Source organism: Phenylobacterium sp., assembly GCF_041913825.1.
Lineage (GTDB): Bacteria > Pseudomonadota > Alphaproteobacteria > Caulobacterales > Caulobacteraceae > Phenylobacterium.
The window spans coordinates 1-22609 of record NZ_JAYSEO010000039.1 but is presented as its reverse complement, the minus strand read 5'-3'; the positions used below and the strand labels follow the sequence as shown (position 1 = coordinate 22609).

The window sequence follows — 22609 nt, the reverse complement described above, 5'->3', positions numbered from 1 at the left end:
CGGGCTCGCGCCCCTCAGGCTGTAGCGCGGCAGGGCGGGCGCGGCGGCCCGCGCCCGCCCTAGGCGCGTTCCTTGGAGCGTTCGAAGCGGACCTTGGGGTAGCGCTCGCCCACGTAGCCGATCTCCCAGGCCGACTTGGCCAGGAAGACGGGCTGATCGTCGATGTCCACCGCCATCTGGGTCTTGTGCTTGTTCGCGAAATCCTCGAGGTCGGCGCGCTCGGCCGCCAGCCAGCGGGCTTCCGCATAGGGGCTCGGCTCGAAGATCACTTCGAGCTGGTACTCGTTGGCCAGGCGGTCGGCCATCACCTCGAACTGGAGCTGGCCCACGGCGCCGACGATGAAGTCCGCGCCGATGTTGGGGCGGAAGAGCTGGGTGACGCCCTCCTCCGCGAGGCCGGTGAGCGCCTTGGCCAGGTGCTTCGCCTTGAGCGGATCCTTGACGCGCACGCGCTGCAGGATTTCGGGGGCGAAGTTGGGGAGGCCCGCGAAACGCAGCGTACCGCTCTCCGACAGGCTGTCCCCCACGCGCAGCACACCATGGTTCGGGATGCCGATGACGTCGCCGGCGTAGGCCTCTTCGGCGAGCTCGCGATCGGAGGCGAAGAACATCACCGGCGCGTTGACGCTGAGCTGCTTGCCGGTGTTCTGCACTTTCAGCTTCATGCCGCGGCTGAACTTGCCGGACGCCAGACGCAGGAAGGCGATCCGGTCCCGGTGGTTTGGGTCCATGTTCGCCTGAACCTTGAAGATGAAGCCCGTGACCTCCTTGTCGCCGGGTTGCACCTCGAACGCCTCGCCGCCCTTGCTGGCCGGCACGCCTTTCGGCGGCGGCGCGTAGTCGCCCAGGCCCTCCAGCAACTGGTCGACTCCGAAGTGGCGGAGCGCCGAGCCGAAGAAGACCGGGGTCATGTGGCCTTCCAGGAAGGCCTGCGGGTCGAACGGCTTGGAGGCGCCCTGCACAAGCTCGGCGCCCTCCTCCACCTCGGCCTGCTCGGCCTCGTCGAGGTAGGCGGCGAGCGAGTTGCCCTTGAGGGAGACGGGGTCCGGGTGGCCCTCGTCGACGCCGTCGGCCCCCTTCTTGGCGAAGGGGATGAACTGCTCCCGGCGCAGGTCGAGCATGCCCTTGAAGCGGCCGCCGGAGCCCGCCGGCCAGTAGAGCGGCGCAGGGTCGAGCGCGAGCTTGGAGCCGATCTCGTCCAGCAGCGCGAACGGGTCCTGGGCCTCGCGGTCCATCTTGTTGATGAAGGTGACGATGGGGATGTCGCGCAGGCGGCAGACCTCGAACAGCTTCAGCGTCTGCGGCTCGATGCCCTTGGCCGCATCCAGCACCATGACCGCCGCGTCGGCGGCGGTGAGCGTGCGGTAGGTGTCCTCGGAGAAGTCCTCGTGGCCCGGGGTGTCCAGCAGGTTGAACATCTTGCCCTGGTGGTCGAACGTCATCACCGAGGCCGAGACGGAGATGCCGCGCTCGCGCTCGATCTTCATCCAGTCCGACCGGGTGCGCCGGTTCTCGCCGCGGGCGCGGACCTGGCCCGCCGCACGGATCGCCCCGCCGGCCAGCAGCAGGTTCTCGGTGAGCGTGGTCTTGCCGGCGTCGGGGTGGGAGATGATCGCAAAGGTGCGCCGGCGGGCGGCCTCCGCGGCGGGAGAGGTGCTCATGGGGGCGGCAGGTAGCGTCTCGGGCGCCATTCCGCAAACGGCGCGGCGTCGCGGGGCCCCGGATCTTTTTCCAGGACGCAACAGCGGGGCCTTGAAAGCGCCACAGCCCGCCCCCAGCTTATTCACCGCGGACCGGGCCCCTCTGGCGATCGACCTCCCAGCGATCGTGATGTCGGACCGCATCGGGTGTGCTCGATGCCGTGGGTCCTCGCTCCCCCCCTCGCGGATCGCGGTGTCGGGCCACCCCTCCTGACAGAGGACCGCGATGCTCCATATCCAGCTTTATCGCCTGCGCGCGAAACGACGCGCGCTCGACCTCGAGATCCGGCGCGAGAAGGCTCGCCGGCGCCCGGACGCCCTCCGGGTGGCCACGCTCGAGGCCCGCAGATCCGCGCTCAAGGCCGAGATCCTCGAACTCGAGGCCGGCTTCTCGCCGCTGCATCCCAGCGCCGCGCACTAGGGAGGCCGTCCCATGGACTTCCTGCTGCAGCCCGCGCTCGGCAAGCCGCTGTGGATGTGGGCCGTTTTCCTGGCCGTCGTGATCGTGCTGCTGGTGCTGGACCTCGGCGTCCTGCACCGCAAGCCGAAGCCGATCGGCGCGCGCGAGAGCCTGCTCATGTCGGCGGGCTACATCGCCATCGGCCTGGCGTTCGGCGCCTGGGTCTGGAGCGAGCTCGGCCAGCAGGCGGGGCTCGAGTACGTGACCGGCTTCCTGGTCGAGAAGAGCTTGGCGATGGACAATGTCTTCGTCATCGCCAGCATCTTCGCCGCCTTCGCCATCCCCCCGATCTACCAGCACCGGGTGCTGTTCTGGGGCATCCTGGGCGTCATCGTGCTGCGCGCCCTGATGATCGGCGCGGGCGCAGCGCTGGTGGCCAACTTCGAGTGGGTGCTGCTGCTGTTCGCCGGCTTCCTGGTGCTGGCCGGCGGCAAGATGCTGCTGTCGAAGGGTGACCACGGCGATCCTAAGGACAACCCCGCCTACCGCTGGCTGGCCGGTCACCTGCGGCTGACCGACGGCTTCGAGGGTGGCCGCTTCTTCGTGCGTCGCGCGCCGCAGGCCGGCGGGCGGCCCCTACTCTACGTCACGCCGCTGTTCCTGGCGCTGGTGATGATCGAGCTGGCCGACGTGGTGTTCGCGGTGGACTCGGTGCCGGCGATCTTCGCCATCACCACCGATCCGTACATCGTCTTCACCTCCAACATCTTCGCCATCCTGGGCCTGCGGGCGCTCTACTTCGCCCTGGCCGCGCTGACGGCCCGGTTCGCATACCTGAAGACGGCGCTGGCGCTGCTGCTGGTGTTCATCGGCGGCAAGGTGTTCGTCGCCGAGGCCATGGGCTGGGAGAAGTTCCCGGCCCCCGTCTCGCTCGGCGTCACCGCCGCCCTGCTGGCCGGCGGCGTGCTCTACTCCATGTGGCGCACGCGCGGGCAGGGCCCGGCGTTGGCGGCCTAGGCGCCCAGGGCGGCGAAGGCCGCGGCCCCGCCGCCCTGGAGCTGATCGTAGGTGCACTGTCGGGGCGCCTTGTCCGGGCGCCAGCGCAGCAGCTTGGTCCCGTGCCGGAAGCGGCCGCCGGTCATGTGGTCGTAGCGCACCTCGACCACCAGCTCGTGGCGGAGCGGCGTCCATTCGGTGGAGCGTTCGTTGCTCCAGCGGCTGGGCCCGCCCGGCGCGGAGCCGGTGAAGCCCGGGCCTGGCGCCAGGGCCTCCAGGCGCTTGGTCAGCTCCGGCCGTTCGGCGGCGGAGATGGTGGACGTGAAGCCCACGTGGTTCAGCCGGCCGGCGTCGTCGTAGAGTCCGAGCAGCAGAGAGCCCACCGCCTCAGAGCCCTGGGCGTAGCGGAAGCCGCCCACCACGCAGTCCACCGTGCGCATGCGCTTGATCTTCAGCATGGCCCGCTCGCCGGGGACGTAGGGCCCGTCGAGACGCTTGGCGACCACGCCGTCCAGGCCGCCCCCAGCCTGCATCAGCCAATCGCAGGCCTCGTCCGGGTTGGTCGTCCCGGGCGAGAGGCGAAGGCGCGGCCCGCCGCCGAACCGGGCGAACAGCGCCTCCAGCGCCGCGCGCCGCGCGGTGAAGGGCGCGTCGGTGAGCGGTCTTCCTTCGAGCCCCACCAGGCAGTCGAAGAGCACGTAGCTGGCGGGCGTCTCGCCGGCCAGCTTGCGGACCCGGCTCTCGGCGGGGTGAAGCCGAAGCTGCAAGGCGTCGAAGTTGAGCTCGCCGGCCGCCTCGACCACCAGCTCGCCGTCGATGACGAAGCTGTCCACCGGCAACGTCCTGAGCATCTCCACAACCTCGGGGAAGTAGCGGCCGAGCGGCTTGCCGGACTTGGCGTGCAACTCCACCTCGTGGCCCGCGCGGAACGCTAGGCAGCGGAAGCCGTCCCACTTGGGCTCCAACCGCCAACCGGCCTCGCGGGGGATTTCGTCCACCAGCTTCGCCTCCATGGTGGCGAGGTCGAGCGGCAGGGGCAGGTCGGCGAGCTTGGACATCGGCGGAGCTAACCGCCCGGCGTTCAGGCCCGTTCCACAGGCTCGGTCAGGAAGTGGCGGCCATCCCGGTCCTCGATCTCGACCACCCAGATGTCCGGGTCGATGCGCGCGGCGCGCTCGATGTAGCGGTCGAGGTCGGGCTCCTGATCGGAGGGCTGCGGCTGCATCCACACCCGCTCCCCGTCCATGCGGGTGGCCTCGGCGTAGAGGCGCGCCGTCCGGTCGGACCGGTTCAGCACCTTCACCAGCACCGCGCCGGCGCGGGCGTCGCCCTTGCGGACCACCACGGCGAAGGCGCCGCCGAGTTCGGCCCGGCGGATCAGGGCGCTGACCCAGATGTCGGTGGAAAGCAGCATGCGGGAGTCATGCGGGAGCGGCCGGCCGCTGTCACCCCGCGAGGTTCCGTTTACCGCGTCGGTTAAGGACGTTCCTCAACCCGGCCGAAAGGCTGAAGGGGGTACACCATGGCTAACGGCCATCAAGGCTGACGAGAACAGAAGACGCGAATGACGGACACGCGCGGCAAAGCGCGGCCGGCGTCTCGATGGATGGGGCTGATGATCGCGGCGGGCCTCGCCGCGCCCGGTCTGGCTCGCGCCCAGCCGGTGGACCTGTTCTTCGAGCGCGCGGCCATGATGGCGGCGGACAGCCGATGCGGCCTGTTCGCGCCCGCGGTGTCGCAGGCGCTGGCGGCGGGCGCGGCCCAGGCCCGCGGTACGGCGCTGCGGGCCGGCGTGTCGCCCGAGACCCTGAAGACCGCCGAACGCAACGCCCGGGCTCGCGCGCAGCGCACGGCCTGCCGTTCGCCCGAGCTCGCCGCCTCCGCCGAGCGGGTGCGCGACGCCTTCGACGGCTATGCCCGCCTCTACCGCCTGACCTATCCCGGCGACTTCGCCAGTTGGCGCGCCGACCGGATCGCCGCGCGCAAGGTGCGCTGGCGCCTTGTGCAGGAGGCCCGCTTCGGCCGCGACCGACTGAGCTTCGGCCTGGCCGGCGCCGGCGAGACCGGCCACCTGATGGCCGTCGCCCGCTTCGCTGACGGCGCGGAGCCGTACGGCGCGCGCCTCGTTACCCGGGACATCGGCCGGACCACCGGGCCGTATCTCGACCGCTACTACGGCGGCCCGACCGCGGCCCTGCCGCTGCACCGGCGCGTGCCCCCGGCCTCCGCCCAGCGGGGCTACCTGGCCGAGGCGCGCAGCCCGGCCGGTCAGGACCTGCTGCCGGACGACGCCCGCTCGGGCTGGGCGTTCCGCTTCCCAGCGCAGGCGGTCCGCCAGCTCGCCGGCCTCGACCCGCGCGAGGCCGTCGTCGTGGAGTTCCTGTTCGCCGACGGCGTACGCCGCGCCTATGTGGAGATCGGCGACTTCGCCGCCGGCCGCGCCTTCCTGCAGGCGCCCGCGGTCAGCGGCCGGACACGGCCGGCGCAGGTGGCGTTTCGGAGTCTTCCGACCCAGGCGCAATGAGCACCGGCATCCGGACGGTGACCGTCGTCCCCTCGCCCACCGTGCTCTCGATGCTCATCTCGCCGCCGTGCAGCCGGGCGAAGGCGCGGACCAGCGACAGGCCGAGGCCCGCGCCCGCCGCCTTCTGACCCGCGTCGCCAGCCTGCTCGAAAGGTCGGCCGAGCCTGGCCAGGTCCTCCGGTGCGATGCCCACGCCGGTGTCCGCGACGATGATCTCCAGCATCTCCCCCGCGCCCTGCAGCGTCAGTGTCACCGTCCCGCTCTGCGGCGTGAACTTCAGGGCGTTGGAGACGAGGTTCAGCGCGATCTGCTTCACCGCCCGCCGGTCGGCGTCGGCGTCCAGCGGCTCCGGCGGCAGGACCCCGCGCAGGATGACGCCCGCCCGGTCGGCCTGACCGCGCATCAGCCGCAGCACCGAGGTGATGGCGTCGCGCGCGTCGAAGCTTTCGCGGGCGAGCTCGAAGCGCTCGGCCTCGATCTTCGACATGTCGAGGATGTCGTTGATCAGCTCCAGCAGGTGGGCGCCGCTCTCGTGCACCAGCTCGGCGTACTCCACGTAGCGGTCCGGCATCGGGCCGAAGAGCCGCTGCTTCATGATGTCGGAGAAGCCCATGATGGCGTTGAGCGGCGTGCGCAGCTCGTGGCTCATGTTGGCGAGGAACCGCGACTTGCCGGCGTTCTGGCTTTCCGCCGAAGCCCGGGCCTGCTCGAGCTCCGTCTCGCGGGCGCGCTGGGCGCGGGCGTCGCGAAGCGCGCCGACCAGGCGGATGCTGTCCATCCGGCGGAGCGTCAGCACGCACCAGCCCTGCGGATCGTGAGCCGGGACGAAGGCGACCTCCGCCGAGCCTTCCTGCACGGCGCGCTGCAGCGCCTCCTCGACCATGGGCCGGTCATCGGGGGAGACGATGCCGCCGAGCGGGCGGCCTATGGCGTCCCTGGCGTCGAGGCCGATGGGCGCCTGGCCCCAGGCCTCCAGAATCCGGCCGCCGGGATAGACCCGCATCAGGAGCTGCGGCTGGGCCTCCAGCACCTCCAACAGGCCGAGCTCGATCTCGTCCCGCTGCTGGGTCTGACGCCGCGCCAGGCCCTGCATGGAGACAAGGCCCGCGCCCGCGCCCAGCGCCACGGTGGCGAGCGCCAGCAGGGCGAGCCAGGGGGCCGCCGACGCGACCGGCAGCGGCATGAGCAGGGTGCCGATCGTGGCGAGCGCCGCGGCGGCGACGGCGCCCGCCGCGCCCAGCGACAGCAGCTCTGGCCGGCGGAAGGCGGTGGCTGCGGCCAGCGGCGCTAGGCACCACGCGGCGAGCGGACCGGTGAGCCCGCCGGCCAGCAGGGCGGCGACGGCGCCGGCCAGGGTCCAGACGAGCAGGGCCAGCACCGGGCCCGCCCGGCCACGGGTGAGCGCGAGGCCCGCCCCGACCAGGGCCGCGGCCACTCCCGCAGCGAGGCCCGCCAGCTCCGGCCCCTGGGGCAGCAGCCCGAGCCCCGCCAGCACGCCGGCCGTCGGCAGCACGGCGCCGGCGAAGGCGAGATGCCAGCCGAAGGCGAACCCGCCGCGGCGGACCTTCCTGGGCGAACTGTAGCGCCGGTAGGGCATGCGCTCCCTGGACTGCGGCCCGGCTCCCGGGCCTCGTGATCGAACGCGAGTCTAGCGCCCGGAGTGAGTCCGCGTAAGACCGCTCGCCTCGCGCGCGACGGGCCGCCGCGCCGAAACCAAATCGTAAGCGCGATCAGGGAAGCTCAGCCTTCACACGGACAGAAGGTCCCCCGAAGGCAAGACATGCCCCAGCCGGCCCATCAGGCGACAATTCCGCTCGACCGTACGCCGGGCGCGCAGCAGGCGCGCCGCGACCAGGCGTTCGAGGATCAGAAGCGGTCCTTCCTGCGGATGGTCAGCCACGAGCTGCGCACACCGCTGAACTCGATCCTCGGCTTCTCGGAAATCCTGGCCTCGGAGCTCTACGGCCCGCTCGGGGATCCGCAGTACCGCGAGTACGCTCAGATCATCCGCGGCAGCGGCGCCAAGCTGCTGAAGCTGGTCAATCAGGTGCTGGAGATCGCCCGGCTCGAGAGCGGCGCGGCCGAGATGAACGCCCGCAGCGAGCCCCTGGAGTGCGCGCTGGAGGACCTGTCCGGCGGCCTGAAGGAGGAGATGCTGGCCCGCGAGGTGCGGCTGACCGCCGACCGCACGGCCCACGACATCCTGATCCACGCCGATCCCAAGGCGCTGCGCACCGTCGTCGGCAACCTGCTGCAGAACGCCGTCGCCTTCTCCCCGGACGGCGGCGAGGTCCGGGTGCGGGTGGAGCGCGACGGGCCGTTCGTGGAGATCGTCATCGAGGACGACGGCGAGGGGGTGGACCCGGCCGACCTTCCCCGGCTGGTCAAGCCGTTCGAGCAGGGCGAGAGCGCGCTCACCCGCCGCGGCCACGGCGCAGGCCTCGGCCTCGCCATCTGCGACCTGAACTGCCAGGCCATGGGCGGGGCGCTGAAGCTCGCCTGCGCGCCCGGCCAGGGGCTGACCGCACGCGTCCGCCTGCCGGCGGGCTGAGACTAGCTCTCGACCCGCGTCCAGACCTGCCGCTTGCAGAGAATGCGTCCCAGCAGGCAGCCGCGCGCCTCCAGCCGCCGCGCGTCCAGCAGGCGCGCGCCGCCCGAGAAGGTGCGGTCGAGGTCGGGCGCGTAGACCCGGCCGCGCCAGCCGTCGCCGTCCGGCTTGAAGTCGCGCAGGAGCTGCTGGCCGATCAGCGGCTGCCCGCTGCCCTTTCGCGCATCGGCCTGGGCCTCGTCCGAGGCCCAGACCACGTAGCCGCAGGCCGAGTCGCCGCAGGGCCGTACCTCCAGGTGCACGCTGCCCTTGGGGTTGCGCCAGACGCCGAACACGTCGGAGCCGGCGGGCGCGTCGGCGGCGGATGCGCCGGCGGCGAAGACCAGGCAGATGAGGGCCGCGATCGGCGGCAGGACTCGGGACATTCAGGATCCTCCTGACCCTAAGCTCGGCATTTCCGCGCCGTTCCGCTAGTCCCGTTCGGCGGAATACCGCAGGTGGATCAATGCATACGGCCGCCCCTGCCCGTCCAGGTCCGAGCGTCCGGTCGGGACGAAGCCGAGGCGGCGGTAGAAGCCCAGCGCCTGGCCGTTCTGTTCGTTGACGTCGGTGCTGACCGCTCCGTGCAACGCCAGCGCATGCTCGACCAACCGCCGGCCGACGCCCTGTCCACGCACCGCGGGCTCGATGAACAGGGCTTCCATGCGCCCGTCCGAGAGCAGCATGAACCCGACTGGCCTATCGTCGGCGTCAACCGCCAGCCAGAGCGGAGCATTCGGCAGGAATTCCCGCACCTCCGCCTCGATGGCCGCGCGGTCTGCGGCCGAAAGGAAGTCGTGCGTGGCGTCGACCGCGCCGCGCCAGATGTCCACGACCCGCTGGCCGTCCTGCGGCACGGAAGGGCGAAGCCTGATCATGCGGCCCGGTTATCGCCCGCGCTTTTCCGGATCAACCGGGCGCCGTGCGGCTCTCCGAGCGGCGCCTGCGGTTGCCATGGGCCGGCCGCGCTCTTAAGTGGCGCCGGCCATGACCACCATCGATCAGGACCTGGAAGACCTCGCCGCCGAGTTCGAGCTCCTGGGCGACTGGGAGGAGCGCTACCGGTACGTCATCGAGATGGGGCGCGACCTCGCCCCGCTCACCGACGCCGAGCGCTCCGACACCAACAAGGTGCGCGGCTGCGCCAGCCAGGTGTGGCTGGTGACCGAGCCGCAGGCGGACGGGACCCTGGCGTTCCGCGGCGATTCCGACGCGCACATCGTGCGAGGCCTGATCGCGATCGTGCTGCGGCTGTTCTCCGGCCGCCGGCCAGAGGCGATCCTGCGCTTCGACGCCAAGGCCGCCTTCGACACGCTCGGCCTGTCGGGCGCGCTGTCGTCGCAGCGCTCCAATGGCCTGGCCGCCATGGTGGGGCGCATCCGCCGCGACGCGGAGCTGGCCGCGGCGGCCTGAGCCCGCGTCACGCCGGCAGCCGCCTGTCGTAGTCCTGGAACCGGGCCCACATCGCCCAGAACGGCGGGCGCGGCTTGCCGGCCGCAAGATGCGCCAGCACCTCCAGGTGAGCGTGCCAGCCGCCGGAGACATCCAGCATACCCTGCCGGCTCTTCAGGTTGGCGTGCGTCAGCACCAGCCGCACCTGGTCGCCCTCCGCCGTGAGCTCGATGGTGACGATGGACGGGTCCGGCCCCTCGTCGAAGGTGAAGGCGACGCGCCTCGGCGGATCGGCCTCGACGACCTTGAGTTCGCTTTCGAAGCCCACGTCGTGCACCTCTCGATAGCGCTCGGGCGGCGCGTCCGGCGTGTCGGAGAGGTTGCTGTGCCGGAACTTCAGCACCAGGCGCCCGCCGGGCTTCAGGTCCATCGGCCCGCCGGCGAACCACAACGCCCGCTTCTCCGGATCCACCAGGTAGGCCCAGATCCGCTCGACCGGGCCGGGCAGCAGCCGCTCGAACCGCACCACGCCCGGCGCTGGGGACACACCGTACTCACTCATCGTCCGCTCTCCCGTTCTGGGTCTGGTCCTCGGCCCGCAGGAGGGCTTCGAGAGTGTCGAGGCGGCTCGACCAGAACCGCTCGTACGCGCTGAGCCAGCCGTGGGCGCCAGCCAGCGACCGGGGCTCCAGGCGGCAGAGATGGGTGCGGCCGCGGACCTCGCGACGGACAAGGCCGGCCCGCTCCAGCGCCTTGATGTGCTTCGACGCCGCGGCCAGCGACATGCGGTGCGGCGCGGCCAGTTCGCCGACGCTGAGCTCACGCTCGGCGAGGCTGCGCAACATCTGGCGGCGGGTGGCGTCTCCCAGCGCGTGGAAGACCGCATCCAGGCGGGCGGGCTCTTGCTCAACCATTTGGTTGAGAATTGCTGCCGCGCGACCGACTGTCAACCATCTGGTTGAACGACGGGGCACGAGTCCGCGCGCAAGGCATGGGGTCTTTGGGGGAGCTCCGAGGGTCGCCGGCGTCAGGCGGCGCGGATGCCCGAGTGCAGTTGGGCCATGCCGACGACGGCGTCGTAACCGAGGATCATGTCCACGTCCGTCCCGTTCGAGGCGAGCGGCAGGCGCAGCCACAGGATCGACAGGTGCGAGGCCCCGCGCCAGGCGAGATTGTGCACGCCCACGGCGGGCCGCTTGTCGCGCACCACCTGGCCGAGCTCGGCGCGCCAGTAGTCGGCGGCGCTGGAGGCGTAGACCTCGGAGATCAGGCGGCCGGTGATCTCGCGCCCGTACACGCCATAGAGGTCGGTGCCGGCCAGCCGGATACGATAGTCGAGCGGCTCGTGCAGCACGTCGATCAGGCTGACGGTAGGCAGCAGGCGCTTGAACCCGGAGGGGTGGATGTCATGGCGGCCGGGCAGCCTCGGGCCCCGCCGTAGCTGGGCCCAATAGCGTATCAGCTCCTCATGCGCGCGGGCCGCCGCTGCGGGGGCTCCGATCTGCGCCGCCATATTCAGATTCCTTAACAACCCCTTGGAATCACGACGAATCACTTATCGCCTGATGCGCGAATCGGCGGCAAGTCAAAACTATGGCACAGCCGCAGTTTTCCCCGGTCCGCCCCGCGCCAAACAGAAACGCCCGCCGAAGCCGGCGGGCGCCCTGGACTGAAAATTTCGAGCGGCCCCGGAGGGCCGCGACGGCCTAGCGCTTCTTGCGCGGGGCCTGACGGCCGCCCTGGCCGAGGCCCATCTGCTTGGCGAGGTCCGAGCGCGCCTTGGCGTAGTTGGGCGCCACCATCGGATAGTCCTTCGGCAGGTTCCACTTCGCCCGGTATTCCTCGGGGCTCATGTTGTACTTGGTGCGCAGGTGGCGCTTCAGCGACTTGAACTTGCGGCCGTCCTCGAGGCAGACGAGGTAATCCGGGGTGATCGAGCGGCGGACCGGCACGGCCGGTTCCTTCGGCGCGGCTTCCACGGCTTCCTGGCCCGAAGAGACGCCGGCCAGCGCCCGGTGGACGCTCTGGATCAGCGCGGGCAGGTCGGTGGCGGCGACGGTATTGTTGCCCACGTAGGCGGAAACGATATCCGCCGTCATCTCGATGACTTCCGACTTCTCGTCCATTCTTGTCGTTCCGTAGCAGCGCGCCGATCAGCGGCGCCGAAGCGATCCATAAGATCAGTAGCGCAGCCCTTATATGGAACTCGCGCAAAGGACAAGCAAGTTAGAAGAACTCAATTTGAGCGATCGAGGGGAAATCTTGAGATAAATCCGGCGGACTGAAGCTCGCTCGCGCAATCGGGGAGAGTAAGACAACGGTGAACTACCTAGCCAAGAGCCCAGGTCGCGAATCGGTCACGGCGGCGCGAATTCGTCCGCCGGCTGATGCTGTTCAGCCGTGCGCTCCCAACGACGGTATACGCGACCTGTCTAACGGAAGGTCGGCGCCTGCCAGTGGGGCCAGATGTCCGGCAGGTCGCTGGAGACCTTGTCCGGATAGTTGGGCGGCCGCTTCTCAAGGAACGAGGTGACGCCCTCGCGCGCGTCGCCCGAGCGGCCGCGGGCCTGGATGCCGCGGCTGTCGGCCATGTGGGCGTCCATGGGATGTCCGGCGCCCGCCATCCGCCAGATGAGCTGACGGGTAAGCGCCACCGACACGGGCGCGGTGTTGTCGGCGATCTCGCGGGCGAGCGCCCGGGCGGCCGGCAGCAGCTCGTCCGGGGCGTGGGTGGAGCGGACCAGGCCCTTCTCCAGCGCCTCCTGGGCCGGGAAGATCCGGCCGGTGTAACACCACTCGAGCGCCGTCTGGACGCCCACGAGCCGGGGCAGGAACCAGGATGAGGCGGCCTCAGGATTGAGCCCGCGGCGGGCGAACACCAGGCCGTAGCGCGCCTCGGTGGAGGCCAGCCGGATGTCCATGGCGAGCTGCATGGTCACGCCGACGCCCACCGCCGGGCCATTGCAGGCCGAGATCACCGGCTTCAGGCTGTCGAAGATACGCAGGGTGACGAGGCCGCCGCCGTCCCGCTGCACCCCGTCCCGCTGGCGCTCGGCGAGAGCCTGGCCGCCCTGGGCCTCGTAGTCGAAGGTCTGGGCGCCGCCGGAGAGGTCCGCCCCGGCGCAGAAGGCGCGGCCCGCGCCGGTCACGATAACGGCGCGGACCGCGTCGTCGGCGTCGGTCACATCGAAGACGTCGATCAGCTCCTTCATCATCTGGGTGTTGAAGGCGTTGAGCTTGTCCGGCCGGTTCAGCGTCACGGTCGCGACGCCGTCCTCCACCTCGTAGCGGATCGTCTCGAAGCTGGGCGCGGACATGGCGGTCTCCTCCTGGTTTCCCCCAGTTCGGACGGGTTGACGGACGGTAGGTCAAGCACCCCGAATGCGCGGAACAACAAGACAGGCCGGCCGCCCACGTGCAGCCGGGGGAGCGAGACGAGCATGCATCCGGCGACCCACGCCAAGACCCAGCCCGACCGAGCGGCCTACATCATGGCCGGCTCGGGCGAGACGGTGACCTACCGCGAGCTCGACGAGCGCTCGAACCAGGGCGCGCATCTCTTCCGCTCGCTGGGCCTCAAGGCCGGCGACGTGATCGCGATCTTCATGGACAACAACGCCCGGTACTTCGAGATCGCCTGGGCGGCCCAGCGCAGCGGCCTCTACTACACCTGTATCTCATCCAAGCTGACGGCCGGCGAAGTGGCCTACATCGTCGGCGACTGCGCGGCGAAGGTGCTGATCACCTCGCCAGGCGTGGGACCGGTGGCCGACGAACTGCCGGCGGTGCTTCAGGGCGTGAAGCTCTACATGGTCGGCGAGGCGCGGGCGCCCTACGAGAGCTTCGAAGCGGCGCGGGCCGGCTTCCCCGTCACGCCGATCGCCGACGAGACGGCGGGCTCGGACATGCTCTACTCCTCTGGCACGACCGGCCGGCCCAAGGGCATCAAGCCGCCGCTCACCGGCGGAAAGATCGACGAGCCCAACGCCCTGATGATGATGGCCCAGGGCCTGTTCGGCTTCCAGCCGGGCTGCACCTACCTGTCGCCGGCCCCGCTCTATCACGCCGCTCCGTTGCGCTGGTGCATGACGGTCCAGAAGCTCGGCGGCACGGTCGTGGTGATGGAGAAGTTCGACCCCGAACAGGCGCTGGCGCTGATCGAGCAGCACCGCTGCGACTGCGGTCAGTTCGTGCCGACCCACTTCGTGCGGATGCTGAAGCTGCCGGAAGAAGCGCGGACCCGTTACGACGTGTCCTCGATGAAGTCGGCCGTGCACGCCGCCGCCCCCTGTCCCGTGCCGGTGAAGGAGCAGATGATCGCCTGGTGGGGGCCGGTGATCTACGAATACTACGCGGGGACCGAGGGGAACGGCTTCTGCTTCATCAAGTCGGAGGAGTGGCTGACCCACAAGGGCTCGGTGGGCCGGGCGGTGCTCGGCGAACTCAGGATCTGCGGCGAGGACGGCGAGCCCCTGCCGCCCCGGACCGAGGGCGTCGTCCACTTCGCCAACGGACCGCCGCTCAGCTACCACAACGCCCCAGAGAAGGTGGCCGAGGGCACCAACAAGCACGGCTGGACCACGCTTGGCGACGTGGGCTGGGTCGACGAGGAGGGCTACCTCTACCTCACTGACCGCAAGAGCTTCATGATCATCTCCGGCGGGGTGAACATCTATCCGCAGGAGATCGAGAACCTGCTGATCGGCCATCCGAAGGTGGCGGACGCGGCCGTCGTCGGCGCGCCCGACGAGGAGATGGGCGAAAAGGTGGTGGCGGTGATCCAGCCGATGAGCTGGGCCGACGCCGGCGACGAGCTGCGCCAGGAGCTGATGGCCTATGCGCGGCAGAACCTCAGCCATGTGAAGGCGCCGCGGGTGCTGGACTTCATGGCCGAACTCCCCCGGCACCCGACCGGCAAGCTCTACAAGCGGCTGATCCGCGACCAGTACTGGGGCAAGGAAGGCTCCCGGATCGTCTGAGCGCTCAGCGCCGCCGGCGGCGGACGGGCTTGGCCGTCGCGGGAGCGGCGCTCAGGACCGCGTCCAGGCGCTGGACGAGGATCGGAAGTTCGATCGGCTTGGCGACCACGTCGTCGAAGCCCGCGGCGCGGTAGGCCTCGGCCTCGTGCGACATGACGCTGGCGGTCACAGCCAGGATCGGGGTGTGCGGCCGGCCCTCGGCGGCCTCGCGCGCCCGGATCTCGCGGGTGGCCTCGAGCCCGTCCATGCGCGGCATGTAGATGTCCATCAGCACCGCGTCCCAAGGCCCGGCCGCCCAGGCCTCGACGCCCTCGGCGCCGTCGGCGGCGAACCCGCACTCGCAGCCGAGCTGCTCGAGCATGATGCGGAGCACGAGCTGGTTTGTGGGCTTGTCGTCGACCACCAGGATGCGCGGGGCGCGCTCGGCCACGGCGGACGGCTGCGGCGGGGGCGCGGTGACCGGCGCGGCGGCCGCGGCCCGCGACAGGGGGACTTGGAAGCTGAAGGCGGAGCCCTCGCCGGGCGTCGAGGCCACCGAGATCTCTCCGCCCATCAGCACCACGAGGTCGCGGCAGATGGCGAGGCCGAGGCCGGTGCCCTCGAAGCTGCGCGTCGCGCCGTCGTCGACCTGGGTGAACTTGTCGAAGATGGTGGCCTGCTGGGCGGCGGGGATGCCGATGCCGGTGTCGCACACCGTGCAGGTCAGCCCGCGGTGGTCGGCGACGAAGCTCACCGCAATCTCGCCGGCCTTCGTGAACTTCATGGCGTTGGAGAGCAGGTTCGACACGATCTGGCGCAGGCGCGCCTCGTCGCCGACGCAGAGCCCTTCGCCGGCGTCCTGGAAGTCGAACCTGAACCGCAGGCCGCGCTCCTCGGCCAGCACCTCGTAGAGCCGGCGCACGCCGTCGGCGAAGGCGCGCAGGTCGAACGGCTCGGCCTGCAGCTCCAGCTTCCCGGCCTCGATCTTGGAGATGTCGAGGACGTCGTTCAGCACCTGCATGAGCGCGCCCGCGGACTGGCGGATCACGGCCAGGTGCTCGCGCTGGCGGTCCGCGAGCGCGCCGCGCTCCATCACCTGAACCATGCCCAGGACCCCGTTCAGCGGGGTGCGGATCTCGTGACTCATGGTGGCCAGGAAGGCGGACTTGGCGCGGCTGGCGGCCACCGCCTCCACCGACATCCGCTCGGAGGCGAGCCGAGCATCGATGGCGCGCGAGACCGCGCCGCGCATCAGGTGCGAGATGCCGATGGCCGCGAAGCCGGCGGCCAGGCCCATGAAGGCGTAGGTGTCGATGAACTCGCGGCCGAGGCGCCAGCCGGTGAGCGTGAGGCAGGCCATGGCGGCGCCGACGCTGGCGTACGCCACCCGACGCGTGGGCGAGGCTGTGGCGGAGATCAGGGCGATGAAGGTGAAGTAGACCAGCCGGCGCTCGTCGAAGGCCAGGAACTGGTGCACCACGACGTTGGCCAGCGGCAGCGAGAAGGCGCCGAGGGTGATCAGCTCCAGCAGCCCCATCCGGGTGGCGCCGCGGCGCAGGCGCCACCAGCACAGCAGCAGGGCCGCCGAGCTGGCCGCGGCCATGGGCAGCAGAACGGCCAGATGCAGGCCGCGTTCGATGAAAGCGTGGGCCACCGCGATAAGGGCATAGTAGAGGCCGCCCGTCAGCAGCGCCCCGCTCACGACGGGTGTGTAGGCGCCAGCGAGATAGGACGAGGGAAGCGGGGCTTCCGGACGTCGACCAGACAGCATCTTCGGCTCGCGCTTCGCCCCGTCACCCGTGGCGGGACACTCAGATCCCGACGTTCGCGGATCGTCACACGGCGAACTTAAGGATTTGCCACCGCCATCTTGACCCAAGGGACGCCTTGCGACGCAGCGGACAGATGCTAGAGGCTGGACCGAAGCAAAATGGGAGCGACCGCATGAACCCCGTGGAGATCAAGGACCTGCCCGGCCTGGTGGGCCAGGAAGTGGGCGTGTCGGACTGGCTGGAGATCACGCAGGAGCGCGTGAACCAGTTCGCCGAGGCGACCGGCGACCACCAGTGGATCCACGTCGACGTGGACCGCGCCACCCGCGAGATCGGCGGCCCGATCGCCCACGGCTACCTGACCTTGTCGCTCATTCCGTTCCTGTCAGCCGGCCTGCTGCCGATCAAGGGCGTGACGCGGGGGATCAACTACGGCTCGGACAAGGTGCGCTTCACCAACATGGTGCGCGTCGGCAAGCGGGTGCGCCTGCGCCAGAAGCTGATCGGCGCCGATCCGAAGGCGGGCGGCATGCAGATCAAGAACGAGTGCACCATCGAAATCGAGGGCGAGGACAAGCCCGCCTGCGTGGCCGAGACGATCTCCGTCGTCTACGGCGGGTAGCACGAGCTCTGCTCAGAACGACGAAGGGCCGCACGAAACCTCGTGCGGCCCTTCTTGCTGTCGGAGGCGGAGCGGCCCGCTAGTCCTTGGCGACCGCTTCCTCGGCCGACGCCGCCCGGGCGCCGGTGGTGCGCTCGCCTGCGATCAGGGTGACCGGGGCGTGCGGATTGTCCACCAGGGCGAGCGTCTCGCGGATGTACTTGGCGTGGGTGACGATGCCGATCTCCAGGCGCTCGTTGTTCAGCTCCACCTGCTGAGTCAGCAGGCCGGCGATGAACTTGGCGTCGCCATCGGCGCCCGCGCGCCGCTTGCTGCCGTCGGTCATGAACACCGGCCCCCCCGAGTTGCCGGGGAAGACCGAGAAGTCGAGCAGGAAGGTCGGGAAGATCTTGGCCGGCGCCACCGGGAACGAGGCCACCCGGCCCGAGCGCAGGATCGGAAAGCCGGCCTGGTTGGCGGCGAGCCCGCGCGGGAAGCCCAGGGCCATCATCTCGTCGCCCGCGCCCACCTGGTACTTCGAGAAGGTGTCGTCGGAGGCCAGGTAGTCCACCGGGATCGCCGCCTTGGCGAACTCCGCCGGCGCGCTGATCGAGATGGCGGCCACGTCCCGGGTCGGGTGCGCCGTCCACAGCGGCTGGCCCTTAGGGTCGCGGATCTTCAGCGGCTGCGGGGAGTAACTCCACGAGCCGTCGGCGTTGGCGATCCGGTACCCGATGCGCGCATTGGCGCTCGGCATCTTCTGGAACACGTGGTTGGCCGTGACCAGCACCGTGCGCGGCTGCCCGTCAGGCGCGCGCTCGGAAATCAGGAAACCGGTGCCGACCGTGCGCGTGCCGTCGCCCAACGGCTGCTCAAGTTGGACCGTCGCGTGGATCAGCTCCACTGAGAGATCCATGACCATGGGGATCCCCGAACTCTTGGTGTGTTGAACTCAGCCCCGTCGCGCTTTTTTTTGCGCGATCTCGATGCACGACTAGTTAATGAGAGTTCGGGCACGGCAACAAGACGAGAACGCAAGGTCACGTTGCGCCCTAGTGACGCGTATGGCGAACTTATGGCGCTTGAGCCGGGGGCGCCGGCGTCGCATCTAGCGCCGATGAGCCTCCCCGCCCCGCCGAAAGCCCCCAAGGATCCCCGCCGCATCGAGCAGTTGGGCCGCGTCCGCACCGACGACTACGCCTGGATGAAGGATGACAACTGGCAGCAGGTGCTGCGCGACCCGAAGGCGCTGCGCGCCGACGTGCGCGAGCATCTGGAGGCCGAGAACGCCTATACCAAGGCCATGCTGGCCTCCACGGAGGCGCTGCAGGCGCAGCTCTTCGCCGAGATGAGGGGGCGCATCAAGGAGGACGACAGCTCCGTCCCCGCCTCCGATGGGCCGTTCGAATACTACGCCCGCTACGAGCTCGGGGCGGAGCATCCGGTGCATGCGCGGAAGCCGCGCGGCGGCGGTGAGGAACAGGTGCTGCTCGACGAGCAGGCCGAGGCGAAGGGCAAGGCCTACTATCAGGTGGGGGCGGCCAGCCACTCTCCCGACCACGCTCTCTACGGCTGGGCGGTGGACGAACAGGGGTCGGAATATTTCCAGATCCGGGTGAAGGACCTGGCGACCGGCGAGGTCCTAGGCCAACCGATCGACAGCGCTTACGGGGACTTTGCCTTCTCGCCCGACAGCGCCTGGCTGTTCTGGATCTGGCGCGACGAGAACGCCCGCCCCTCCAAGGTCTTCCGCCGTCCGGCCAGGGGGGGCGAGGACGTGCTGGTCTACGAGGAACAGGACGAGGGCATGTTCCTGGGCGTCGGCACGGCCTCCGACGACCACGCGATCCTGATCCACGTGGGCAACCAGGAGACCACCGAGATCCTGGTGATCCCGGCCGCCGACCCGACCGCTGCGCCGACCATCGCCGAACCCCGGCAGGTCGGCGTGAAATACAGTCTCGACCACTGGACCGACCGGTGGGTCATCCGCACCAACGCCGACGGCGCCGTGGACTTCAAGCTGTGCGTCTCCGAGGCCGCCGTGCCGGCCAAGGCGACCTGGCGCGACTGGATCGCCCACCATCCCGGCCGCTACATCACCGGCTTCGCGGCCTATGCCGGACACCTGGTCCGCGCCGAGCGGGTCGATGCGCTGGACCGGCTGGTGGTCACCGCCCGGGACGGGAGCGAGCACGAGGTCGCCTTCGACGAGGAGGCCTACGCCCTGAACCTGGAGGGCGGGCTGGAGTACGAAACCACCCTCACGCGCTTCGTCTATCAGTCGCCGACCACGCCCCGGCAGTGGTTCGACTACGACATGGCCAGCCGCGAGCGGACCCTGCGCAAGACCCAGGAGGTGCCGTCCGGCCACGACCCCGCCCGCTACGTGGCGCGGCGGCTCTACGCGACGGCCCCAGACGGCGAGCAGGTCCCGGTCACCGTGCTGATGCTGAAGGACACCCCGCTGGACGGCTCCGCGCCCGTGCTGCTCTACGGCTACGGCTCCTACGGCCACGCCATGGAGCCCAGCTTCTCCATCCGCAACCTCAGCCTCGTGGACCGGGGCTGGATCTGGGCCACGGCGCACATCCGCGGCGGCTCGGACAAGGGCTGGGGCTGGTTCCTGGATGGCCGCCGGGAGAAGAAGACCAACACCTTCACCGACTTCATCGCCTGCGCCGAGCACCTGATCGCCCAGGGCTACGGGGCCAAGGGACGGATCGCCGCCTACGGGGGCTCGGCCGGCGGGATGCTGATGGGGGCGATCGCCAACATGCGGCCCGACCTGTGGGGCGCGATCATCGCCGCGGTGCCGTTCGTCGACGTTCTGAACACCATGAGCGACACGACCCTGCCGCTCACTCCGCCCGAATGGCCCGAGTGGGGCAATCCGATCGAGGACGCCGAGGCCTACGACCGGATCGCGGGCTACAGCCCCTACGACCAGGTGCGCGACCAGCCCTATCCGCCGGTGCTGGCCACCGGCGGCCTGTCGGACCCCCGGGTGACCTATTGGGAGCCGGCCAAGTGGGTCGCCAAGCTGCGCGAGCACCAGGCGGGCGGGGCCCCCATCCTGCTCAAGATCAACATGGAGGCCGGACACGGCGGGGCTTCCGGACGGTTCGACTTCCTGAAGGAGATCGCCCTGGACTACGCTTTCGCCATCTGGGCGATCGAAGAGGGCTGGAAGCAGGCATGATCATCCGCGCGGCGACGGAAGCCGACGCCGAGGCCCTGGCGGCGATCTACGACCATCACGTCCTCACCGGCTTCGGCACCTTCGAGCTGGAGCCCCCGGGCGTCGCCTGGATGGACGCCAAGCGGCGCGACGTGCAGCGGCACGGCCTGCCGTTCCTGGTCGCCGAGCTCGGCCGGCGGGTGCTGGGCTACGCCTACGCAGGGCCATTCCGGCCGCGCCCGGGCTACCGCTACACCGTCGAGGACAGCGTCTATGTGGCGCCCGACGCCATCGGCCGCGGCGTGGGCCGAGCGACCCTCGCCGCGGTTCTGGACCAGTGCCAGGCGCTTGGACTGCGACAGGTGGTGGCGGTGATCGGCGACTCCGGCAACGAAGCGTCGATCGGTCTGCACCGTGCGCTCGGCTTCGCCGACGCGGGCGTCGTGCGCGACGTCGGGTTCAAGCACGGCCGCTGGGTGGACATCGTGATGATGCAGAAGCCGCTGAACGGCGGCGCCGAGACCCTGCCCGGCACCCCTGGGCTGGCCCTGGGCGGCGGTTGATTCCGCGCAAGGCGGAACCCGTCGCGACAGTTGCAAATTCGTCTGCCAATATCGCGCCAACCCCATAGAGCCCGTCTATGGGTGCGCCGCATTAAAATCAATTTTGCTGATCGCGGCGGAACGACTAAATCGGGCGGACCTCAATCGGGAGTGCACGATGTCTCTGATCAACACCACGGTAAAGCCGTTCACGGCGCAAGCTTACAAGGAAGGCAAGTTCCTTGCCGTCAGCGACGCCGACCTGAAGGGCAAGTGGTCGGTGGTCTTCTTCTATCCGGCGGATTTCACCTTCGTCTGCCCGACGGAGCTGGAAGACCTGGCCGACAACTACGCCGAGTTCCAGAAGCTGGGTGTCGAGATCTACTCGGTCTCCACCGACACGCACTTCTCGCACAAGGCCTGGGCCGACACCTCGCCGGCTATCGGCAAGATCAAATACACCATGGTGGGCGACCCCTCGGGCGTCATCACCAACAACTTCGGCGTGATGCGTGAAGGTCAGGGCCTGGCCGACCGCGGCACCTTCCTGATCGACCCGGAAGGCGTGATCCAGTTCATGGAGATCACCGCCGAGGGCATCGGCCGCAACGCCGCCGAGCTGCTGCGCAAGGTCAAGGCCGCCCAGTACGTGGCCTCGCACCCGGGCGAAGTCTGCCCGGCGAAGTGGGAAGAAGGCGAGAAGACCCTCGCCCCGTCCCTTGACCTCGTCGGCAAGATCTAAGCCCGCACGACCGGTTCCGGCGCCGTCCCTTTGGGGGCGGCGCCGGCGACCCCAGTAGAGTTTCCCTCCCCCGGAGCCCCGTATGTTGGACGCCACTCTCAAGGCCCAGTTGAAGGCCTACCTCGAGAACCTCCGCCAGCCGATCGAGCTGGTGGCGTCGCTTGACGACGGCCCAAAGTCGACGGAGCTGATGCAGCTCCTCGAGGACATCGCCGGCCAGTGCGACAAGGTGAGCGTCCGCCGCGCCGACGACGACGCGCGCCGCCCCTCGTTCGCCATCGTGCGCAAGGACGATCCGGCCGTGTCGGTCCGTTTCGCCGGCCTGCCGCTCGGCCATGAGTTCACGTCCCTGGTGCTGGCCCTGCTGCACGTGGGCGGCCACCCGCCGAAGGTCGACGCCGAGATGATCGAACAGGTGAAGGCGCTCGATGGCGACTTCGTGTTCGAGACCTACTTCTCGCTCTCCTGCCAGAACTGCCCCGACGTGGTGCAGGCGCTCAACACCATGAGCGTGCTCAACCCGCGCATCCGCCACGTGGCCATCGACGGCGCCCTCTTCCAGAAGGAAGTGGAGGACCGCAAGGTTATGGCCGTGCCGACGGTGCTGCTGAACGGCGAGCCCTTCGCCCAGGGCCGGATGGAGATGGCGCAGATCCTGGCCAAGCTCGACACCGGCGCCGCGGCCCGCGCCGCCGAAAAGATCAAGGGCAAGGACGCCTTCGACGTGCTGGTGGTGGGCGGCGGCCCGGCCGGCGCGGCCGCGGCGATCTACGCGGCCCGCAAGGGCATCCGCACTGGTCTGGCGGCCGAGCGCTTCGGCGGCCAGGTGCTGGACACCATGGCCATCGAGAACTTCATCTCGGTGCCGCACACCGAAGGCCCCAAGCTCGCGTCCGGCCTGGAACAGCACGTCAAGGACTACGACGTCGACGTGATGAACCTGCAGCGCGCCGCCAGGCTGATCCCGGCCAAGACGCCGGGCGGCCTCATCGAGGTCGAGCTGGAGAACGGCGCGACGCTCAAGTCGCGGACCGTCATCCTGGCCACCGGCGCCCGCTGGCGGCAGATGAACGTGCCCGGCGAGGACGAGTACCGCAACAAGGGGGTGGCCTACTGCCCGCACTGCGACGGGCCGCTCTTCAAGGGCAAACGCGTGGCGGTGATCGGCGGCGGCAACTCCGGCGTCGAGGCCGCCATCGACCTGGCCGGCATCG

General features: G+C 70.0%; 24 protein-coding genes. 11 read left to right on the top strand and 13 right to left on the bottom strand.

The window, feature by feature from the left end; genetic code table 11:
• Positions 1-59: 59 nt before the first annotated feature.
• The gene (locus tag ACE3Q8_RS22085) at positions 60-1661 is read right to left on the bottom strand and encodes a peptide chain release factor 3 (RefSeq protein WP_374472937.1); all 1602 of its coding nucleotides are present in this window, start codon (positions 1659-1661) and stop codon (positions 60-62) included.
• Positions 1662-1926: 265 nt separating this feature from the next.
• Between ACE3Q8_RS22085 and ACE3Q8_RS22080 the strand changes: the two genes are divergently transcribed.
• A complete protein-coding gene (locus ACE3Q8_RS22080; protein WP_374472935.1) occupies positions 1927-2121 on the top strand; it encodes a hypothetical protein in 195 nt (64 codons plus the stop codon).
• Positions 2122-2133: 12 nt separating this feature from the next.
• Complete coding sequence (locus ACE3Q8_RS22075) at positions 2134-3117, top strand: TerC family protein (protein ID WP_374472933.1); 984 nt, start codon at positions 2134-2136, stop codon at positions 3115-3117.
• Here ACE3Q8_RS22075 and ACE3Q8_RS22070 read toward each other — a convergent pair.
• Together ACE3Q8_RS22070 and ACE3Q8_RS22065 are read right to left on the bottom strand one after the other, a co-directional pair.
• Complete coding sequence (locus tag ACE3Q8_RS22070) at positions 3114-4154, bottom strand: ATP-dependent DNA ligase (RefSeq protein ID WP_374472931.1); 1041 nt, start codon at positions 4152-4154, stop codon at positions 3114-3116. The two genes, ACE3Q8_RS22075 and ACE3Q8_RS22070, sit on opposite strands and share 4 nt — an antisense overlap.
• 23 nt (positions 4155-4177) lie before the next feature.
• A complete protein-coding gene (locus ACE3Q8_RS22065) occupies positions 4178-4510 on the bottom strand; it encodes a DUF1491 family protein (RefSeq protein WP_374472929.1) in 333 nt (110 codons plus the stop codon).
• A gap of 201 nt (positions 4511-4711) precedes the next feature.
• Here ACE3Q8_RS22065 and ACE3Q8_RS22060 point away from each other — a divergent pair, with 201 nt between their 5' ends.
• Positions 4712-5620: a hypothetical protein gene (locus ACE3Q8_RS22060; RefSeq protein ID WP_374472927.1), complete on the top strand. Its 909-nt coding sequence runs from the start codon at positions 4712-4714 to the stop codon at positions 5618-5620.
• On the opposite strand, the gene ACE3Q8_RS22055 is transcribed toward ACE3Q8_RS22060, so the two are convergent.
• A complete protein-coding gene (locus tag ACE3Q8_RS22055) occupies positions 5559-7217 on the bottom strand; it encodes a sensor histidine kinase (RefSeq protein WP_374472926.1) in 1659 nt (552 codons plus the stop codon). The genes ACE3Q8_RS22060 and ACE3Q8_RS22055 overlap by 62 nt on opposite strands.
• A 183-nt stretch (positions 7218-7400) precedes the next feature.
• On the opposite strand from ACE3Q8_RS22055, the gene ACE3Q8_RS22050 reads away from it, so the two are divergent.
• A complete protein-coding gene (locus ACE3Q8_RS22050) occupies positions 7401-8171 on the top strand; it encodes a sensor histidine kinase (RefSeq protein WP_374472924.1) in 771 nt (256 codons plus the stop codon).
• Positions 8172-8173: 2 nt separating this feature from the next.
• On the opposite strand, the gene ACE3Q8_RS22045 is transcribed toward ACE3Q8_RS22050, so the two are convergent.
• Both ACE3Q8_RS22045 and ACE3Q8_RS22040 read right to left on the bottom strand, forming a co-directional pair.
• The gene (locus ACE3Q8_RS22045) at positions 8174-8593 is read right to left on the bottom strand and encodes a DUF2147 domain-containing protein (RefSeq protein ID WP_374472922.1); all 420 of its coding nucleotides are present in this window, start codon (positions 8591-8593) and stop codon (positions 8174-8176) included.
• A 45-nt stretch (positions 8594-8638) separates the two neighbouring features.
• The gene (locus ACE3Q8_RS22040; RefSeq protein WP_374472920.1) at positions 8639-9085 is read right to left on the bottom strand and encodes an acetyltransferase; all 447 of its coding nucleotides are present in this window, start codon (positions 9083-9085) and stop codon (positions 8639-8641) included.
• A 109-nt stretch (positions 9086-9194) separates the two neighbouring features.
• Here ACE3Q8_RS22040 and ACE3Q8_RS22035 point away from each other — a divergent pair, with 109 nt between their 5' ends.
• Positions 9195-9620 carry a SufE family protein gene (locus ACE3Q8_RS22035; protein WP_374472918.1) on the top strand — a complete coding sequence of 142 codons (426 nt, stop codon included), beginning with the start codon at positions 9195-9197 and terminating at the stop codon, positions 9618-9620.
• 7 nt (positions 9621-9627) lie between these two features.
• Here ACE3Q8_RS22035 and ACE3Q8_RS22030 read toward each other — a convergent pair whose 3' ends face one another.
• The 5 genes from ACE3Q8_RS22030 to ACE3Q8_RS22010 all read right to left on the bottom strand — a co-directional run bounded on the left by ACE3Q8_RS22030 (position 9628) and on the right by ACE3Q8_RS22010 (position 12916).
• A complete protein-coding gene (locus ACE3Q8_RS22030; RefSeq protein ID WP_374472916.1) occupies positions 9628-10161 on the bottom strand; it encodes an SRPBCC family protein in 534 nt (177 codons plus the stop codon).
• A complete protein-coding gene (locus ACE3Q8_RS22025) occupies positions 10154-10513 on the bottom strand; it encodes an ArsR/SmtB family transcription factor (protein WP_374472914.1) in 360 nt (119 codons plus the stop codon). The genes ACE3Q8_RS22030 and ACE3Q8_RS22025 overlap by 8 nt, the downstream gene beginning before the upstream one ends.
• 113 nt (positions 10514-10626) lie before the next feature.
• Entirely contained in the window at positions 10627-11112 is a 486-nt protein-coding gene (locus tag ACE3Q8_RS22020) for a PAS domain-containing protein (protein WP_374472912.1), read from the bottom strand.
• A 193-nt stretch (positions 11113-11305) separates the two neighbouring features.
• A complete protein-coding gene (locus ACE3Q8_RS22015) occupies positions 11306-11725 on the bottom strand; it encodes a MucR family transcriptional regulator (RefSeq protein ID WP_374472911.1) in 420 nt (139 codons plus the stop codon).
• Between the two features lie 306 nt (positions 11726-12031).
• Positions 12032-12916, bottom strand: a complete 885-nt coding sequence (locus ACE3Q8_RS22010) for a crotonase/enoyl-CoA hydratase family protein (RefSeq protein WP_374472909.1) — start codon at positions 12914-12916, stop codon at positions 12032-12034.
• Between the two features lie 123 nt (positions 12917-13039).
• On the opposite strand from ACE3Q8_RS22010, the gene ACE3Q8_RS22005 reads away from it, so the two are divergent.
• Entirely contained in the window at positions 13040-14578 is a 1539-nt protein-coding gene (locus ACE3Q8_RS22005) for an acyl-CoA synthetase (protein WP_374472907.1), read from the top strand.
• Between the two features lie 4 nt (positions 14579-14582).
• Here the strand turns inward: ACE3Q8_RS22005 and ACE3Q8_RS22000 are convergent, their stop codons facing one another.
• Entirely contained in the window at positions 14583-16328 is a 1746-nt protein-coding gene (locus tag ACE3Q8_RS22000; RefSeq protein WP_374472905.1) for an ATP-binding protein, read from the bottom strand.
• A 173-nt stretch (positions 16329-16501) separates the two neighbouring features.
• Between ACE3Q8_RS22000 and ACE3Q8_RS21995 the strand changes: the two genes are divergently transcribed.
• Positions 16502-16951: a MaoC family dehydratase gene (locus ACE3Q8_RS21995; RefSeq protein WP_374472903.1), complete on the top strand. Its 450-nt coding sequence runs from the start codon at positions 16502-16504 to the stop codon at positions 16949-16951.
• Between the two features lie 79 nt (positions 16952-17030).
• Here the strand turns inward: ACE3Q8_RS21995 and ACE3Q8_RS21990 are convergent, their stop codons facing one another.
• Positions 17031-17852, bottom strand: coding sequence for a serine protease (locus tag ACE3Q8_RS21990; RefSeq protein ID WP_374472901.1), 822 nt, complete (start codon positions 17850-17852; stop codon positions 17031-17033).
• 195 nt (positions 17853-18047) lie between these two features.
• Between ACE3Q8_RS21990 and ACE3Q8_RS21985 the strand changes: the two genes are divergently transcribed.
• The 4 genes from ACE3Q8_RS21985 to ahpF all read left to right on the top strand — a co-directional run.
• Entirely contained in the window at positions 18048-20132 is a 2085-nt protein-coding gene (locus ACE3Q8_RS21985; protein ID WP_374472899.1) for a S9 family peptidase, read from the top strand.
• Positions 20129-20674 carry an N-acetyltransferase family protein gene (locus ACE3Q8_RS21980; protein ID WP_374472898.1) on the top strand — a complete coding sequence of 182 codons (546 nt, stop codon included), beginning with the start codon at positions 20129-20131 and terminating at the stop codon, positions 20672-20674. The genes ACE3Q8_RS21985 and ACE3Q8_RS21980 overlap by 4 nt, the downstream gene beginning before the upstream one ends.
• A 157-nt stretch (positions 20675-20831) precedes the next feature.
• Entirely contained in the window at positions 20832-21395 is a 564-nt protein-coding gene (gene ahpC / locus ACE3Q8_RS21975) for an alkyl hydroperoxide reductase subunit C (protein WP_374472896.1), read from the top strand.
• An 82-nt stretch (positions 21396-21477) separates the two neighbouring features.
• Positions 21478-22609, top strand: a 1132-nt coding sequence (gene ahpF, locus ACE3Q8_RS21970; protein ID WP_374472895.1) for an alkyl hydroperoxide reductase subunit F, incomplete at its 3' end; no start/stop codon positions are given.

What these genes read in the sequence shown, in the direction of transcription:
- ACE3Q8_RS21990 (WP_374472901.1), bottom strand. Translation starts at nt 17,852, where the DNA reads ATGGTCATGGATCTCTCAGTGGAGCTGATCCACGCGACGGTCCAACTT.
- ACE3Q8_RS22050 (WP_374472924.1), top strand. Translation starts at nt 7,401, where the DNA reads ATGCCCCAGCCGGCCCATCAGGCGACAATTCCGCTCGACCGTACGCCG.
- ACE3Q8_RS22075 (WP_374472933.1), top strand. Translation starts at nt 2,134, where the DNA reads ATGGACTTCCTGCTGCAGCCCGCGCTCGGCAAGCCGCTGTGGATGTGG.
- ACE3Q8_RS22080 (WP_374472935.1), top strand. Translation starts at nt 1,927, where the DNA reads ATGCTCCATATCCAGCTTTATCGCCTGCGCGCGAAACGACGCGCGCTC.
- ACE3Q8_RS22000 (WP_374472905.1), bottom strand. Translation starts at nt 16,328, where the DNA reads ATGCTGTCTGGTCGACGTCCGGAAGCCCCGCTTCCCTCGTCCTATCTC.
- ACE3Q8_RS21980 (WP_374472898.1), top strand. Translation starts at nt 20,129, where the DNA reads ATGATCATCCGCGCGGCGACGGAAGCCGACGCCGAGGCCCTGGCGGCG.
- ACE3Q8_RS21985 (WP_374472899.1), top strand. Translation starts at nt 18,048, where the DNA reads ATGAGCCTCCCCGCCCCGCCGAAAGCCCCCAAGGATCCCCGCCGCATC.
- ACE3Q8_RS22025 (WP_374472914.1), bottom strand. Translation starts at nt 10,513, where the DNA reads ATGGTTGAGCAAGAGCCCGCCCGCCTGGATGCGGTCTTCCACGCGCTG.
- ACE3Q8_RS22085 (WP_374472937.1), bottom strand. Translation starts at nt 1,661, where the DNA reads ATGAGCACCTCTCCCGCCGCGGAGGCCGCCCGCCGGCGCACCTTTGCG.
- ACE3Q8_RS22035 (WP_374472918.1), top strand. Translation starts at nt 9,195, where the DNA reads ATGACCACCATCGATCAGGACCTGGAAGACCTCGCCGCCGAGTTCGAG.
- ACE3Q8_RS22010 (WP_374472909.1), bottom strand. Translation starts at nt 12,916, where the DNA reads ATGTCCGCGCCCAGCTTCGAGACGATCCGCTACGAGGTGGAGGACGGC.
- ACE3Q8_RS22005 (WP_374472907.1), top strand. Translation starts at nt 13,040, where the DNA reads ATGCATCCGGCGACCCACGCCAAGACCCAGCCCGACCGAGCGGCCTAC.
- ACE3Q8_RS21995 (WP_374472903.1), top strand. Translation starts at nt 16,502, where the DNA reads ATGAACCCCGTGGAGATCAAGGACCTGCCCGGCCTGGTGGGCCAGGAA.
- ACE3Q8_RS22070 (WP_374472931.1), bottom strand. Translation starts at nt 4,154, where the DNA reads ATGTCCAAGCTCGCCGACCTGCCCCTGCCGCTCGACCTCGCCACCATG.
- ACE3Q8_RS22060 (WP_374472927.1), top strand. Translation starts at nt 4,712, where the DNA reads ATGATCGCGGCGGGCCTCGCCGCGCCCGGTCTGGCTCGCGCCCAGCCG.
- ACE3Q8_RS22045 (WP_374472922.1), bottom strand. Translation starts at nt 8,593, where the DNA reads ATGTCCCGAGTCCTGCCGCCGATCGCGGCCCTCATCTGCCTGGTCTTC.
- ACE3Q8_RS22015 (WP_374472911.1), bottom strand. Translation starts at nt 11,725, where the DNA reads ATGGACGAGAAGTCGGAAGTCATCGAGATGACGGCGGATATCGTTTCC.
- ACE3Q8_RS22040 (WP_374472920.1), bottom strand. Translation starts at nt 9,085, where the DNA reads ATGATCAGGCTTCGCCCTTCCGTGCCGCAGGACGGCCAGCGGGTCGTG.
- ACE3Q8_RS22065 (WP_374472929.1), bottom strand. Translation starts at nt 4,510, where the DNA reads ATGCTGCTTTCCACCGACATCTGGGTCAGCGCCCTGATCCGCCGGGCC.
- ACE3Q8_RS22055 (WP_374472926.1), bottom strand. Translation starts at nt 7,217, where the DNA reads ATGCCCTACCGGCGCTACAGTTCGCCCAGGAAGGTCCGCCGCGGCGGG.
- ACE3Q8_RS22030 (WP_374472916.1), bottom strand. Translation starts at nt 10,161, where the DNA reads ATGAGTGAGTACGGTGTGTCCCCAGCGCCGGGCGTGGTGCGGTTCGAG.
- ahpC (WP_374472896.1), top strand. Translation starts at nt 20,832, where the DNA reads ATGTCTCTGATCAACACCACGGTAAAGCCGTTCACGGCGCAAGCTTAC.
- ACE3Q8_RS22020 (WP_374472912.1), bottom strand. Translation starts at nt 11,112, where the DNA reads ATGGCGGCGCAGATCGGAGCCCCCGCAGCGGCGGCCCGCGCGCATGAG.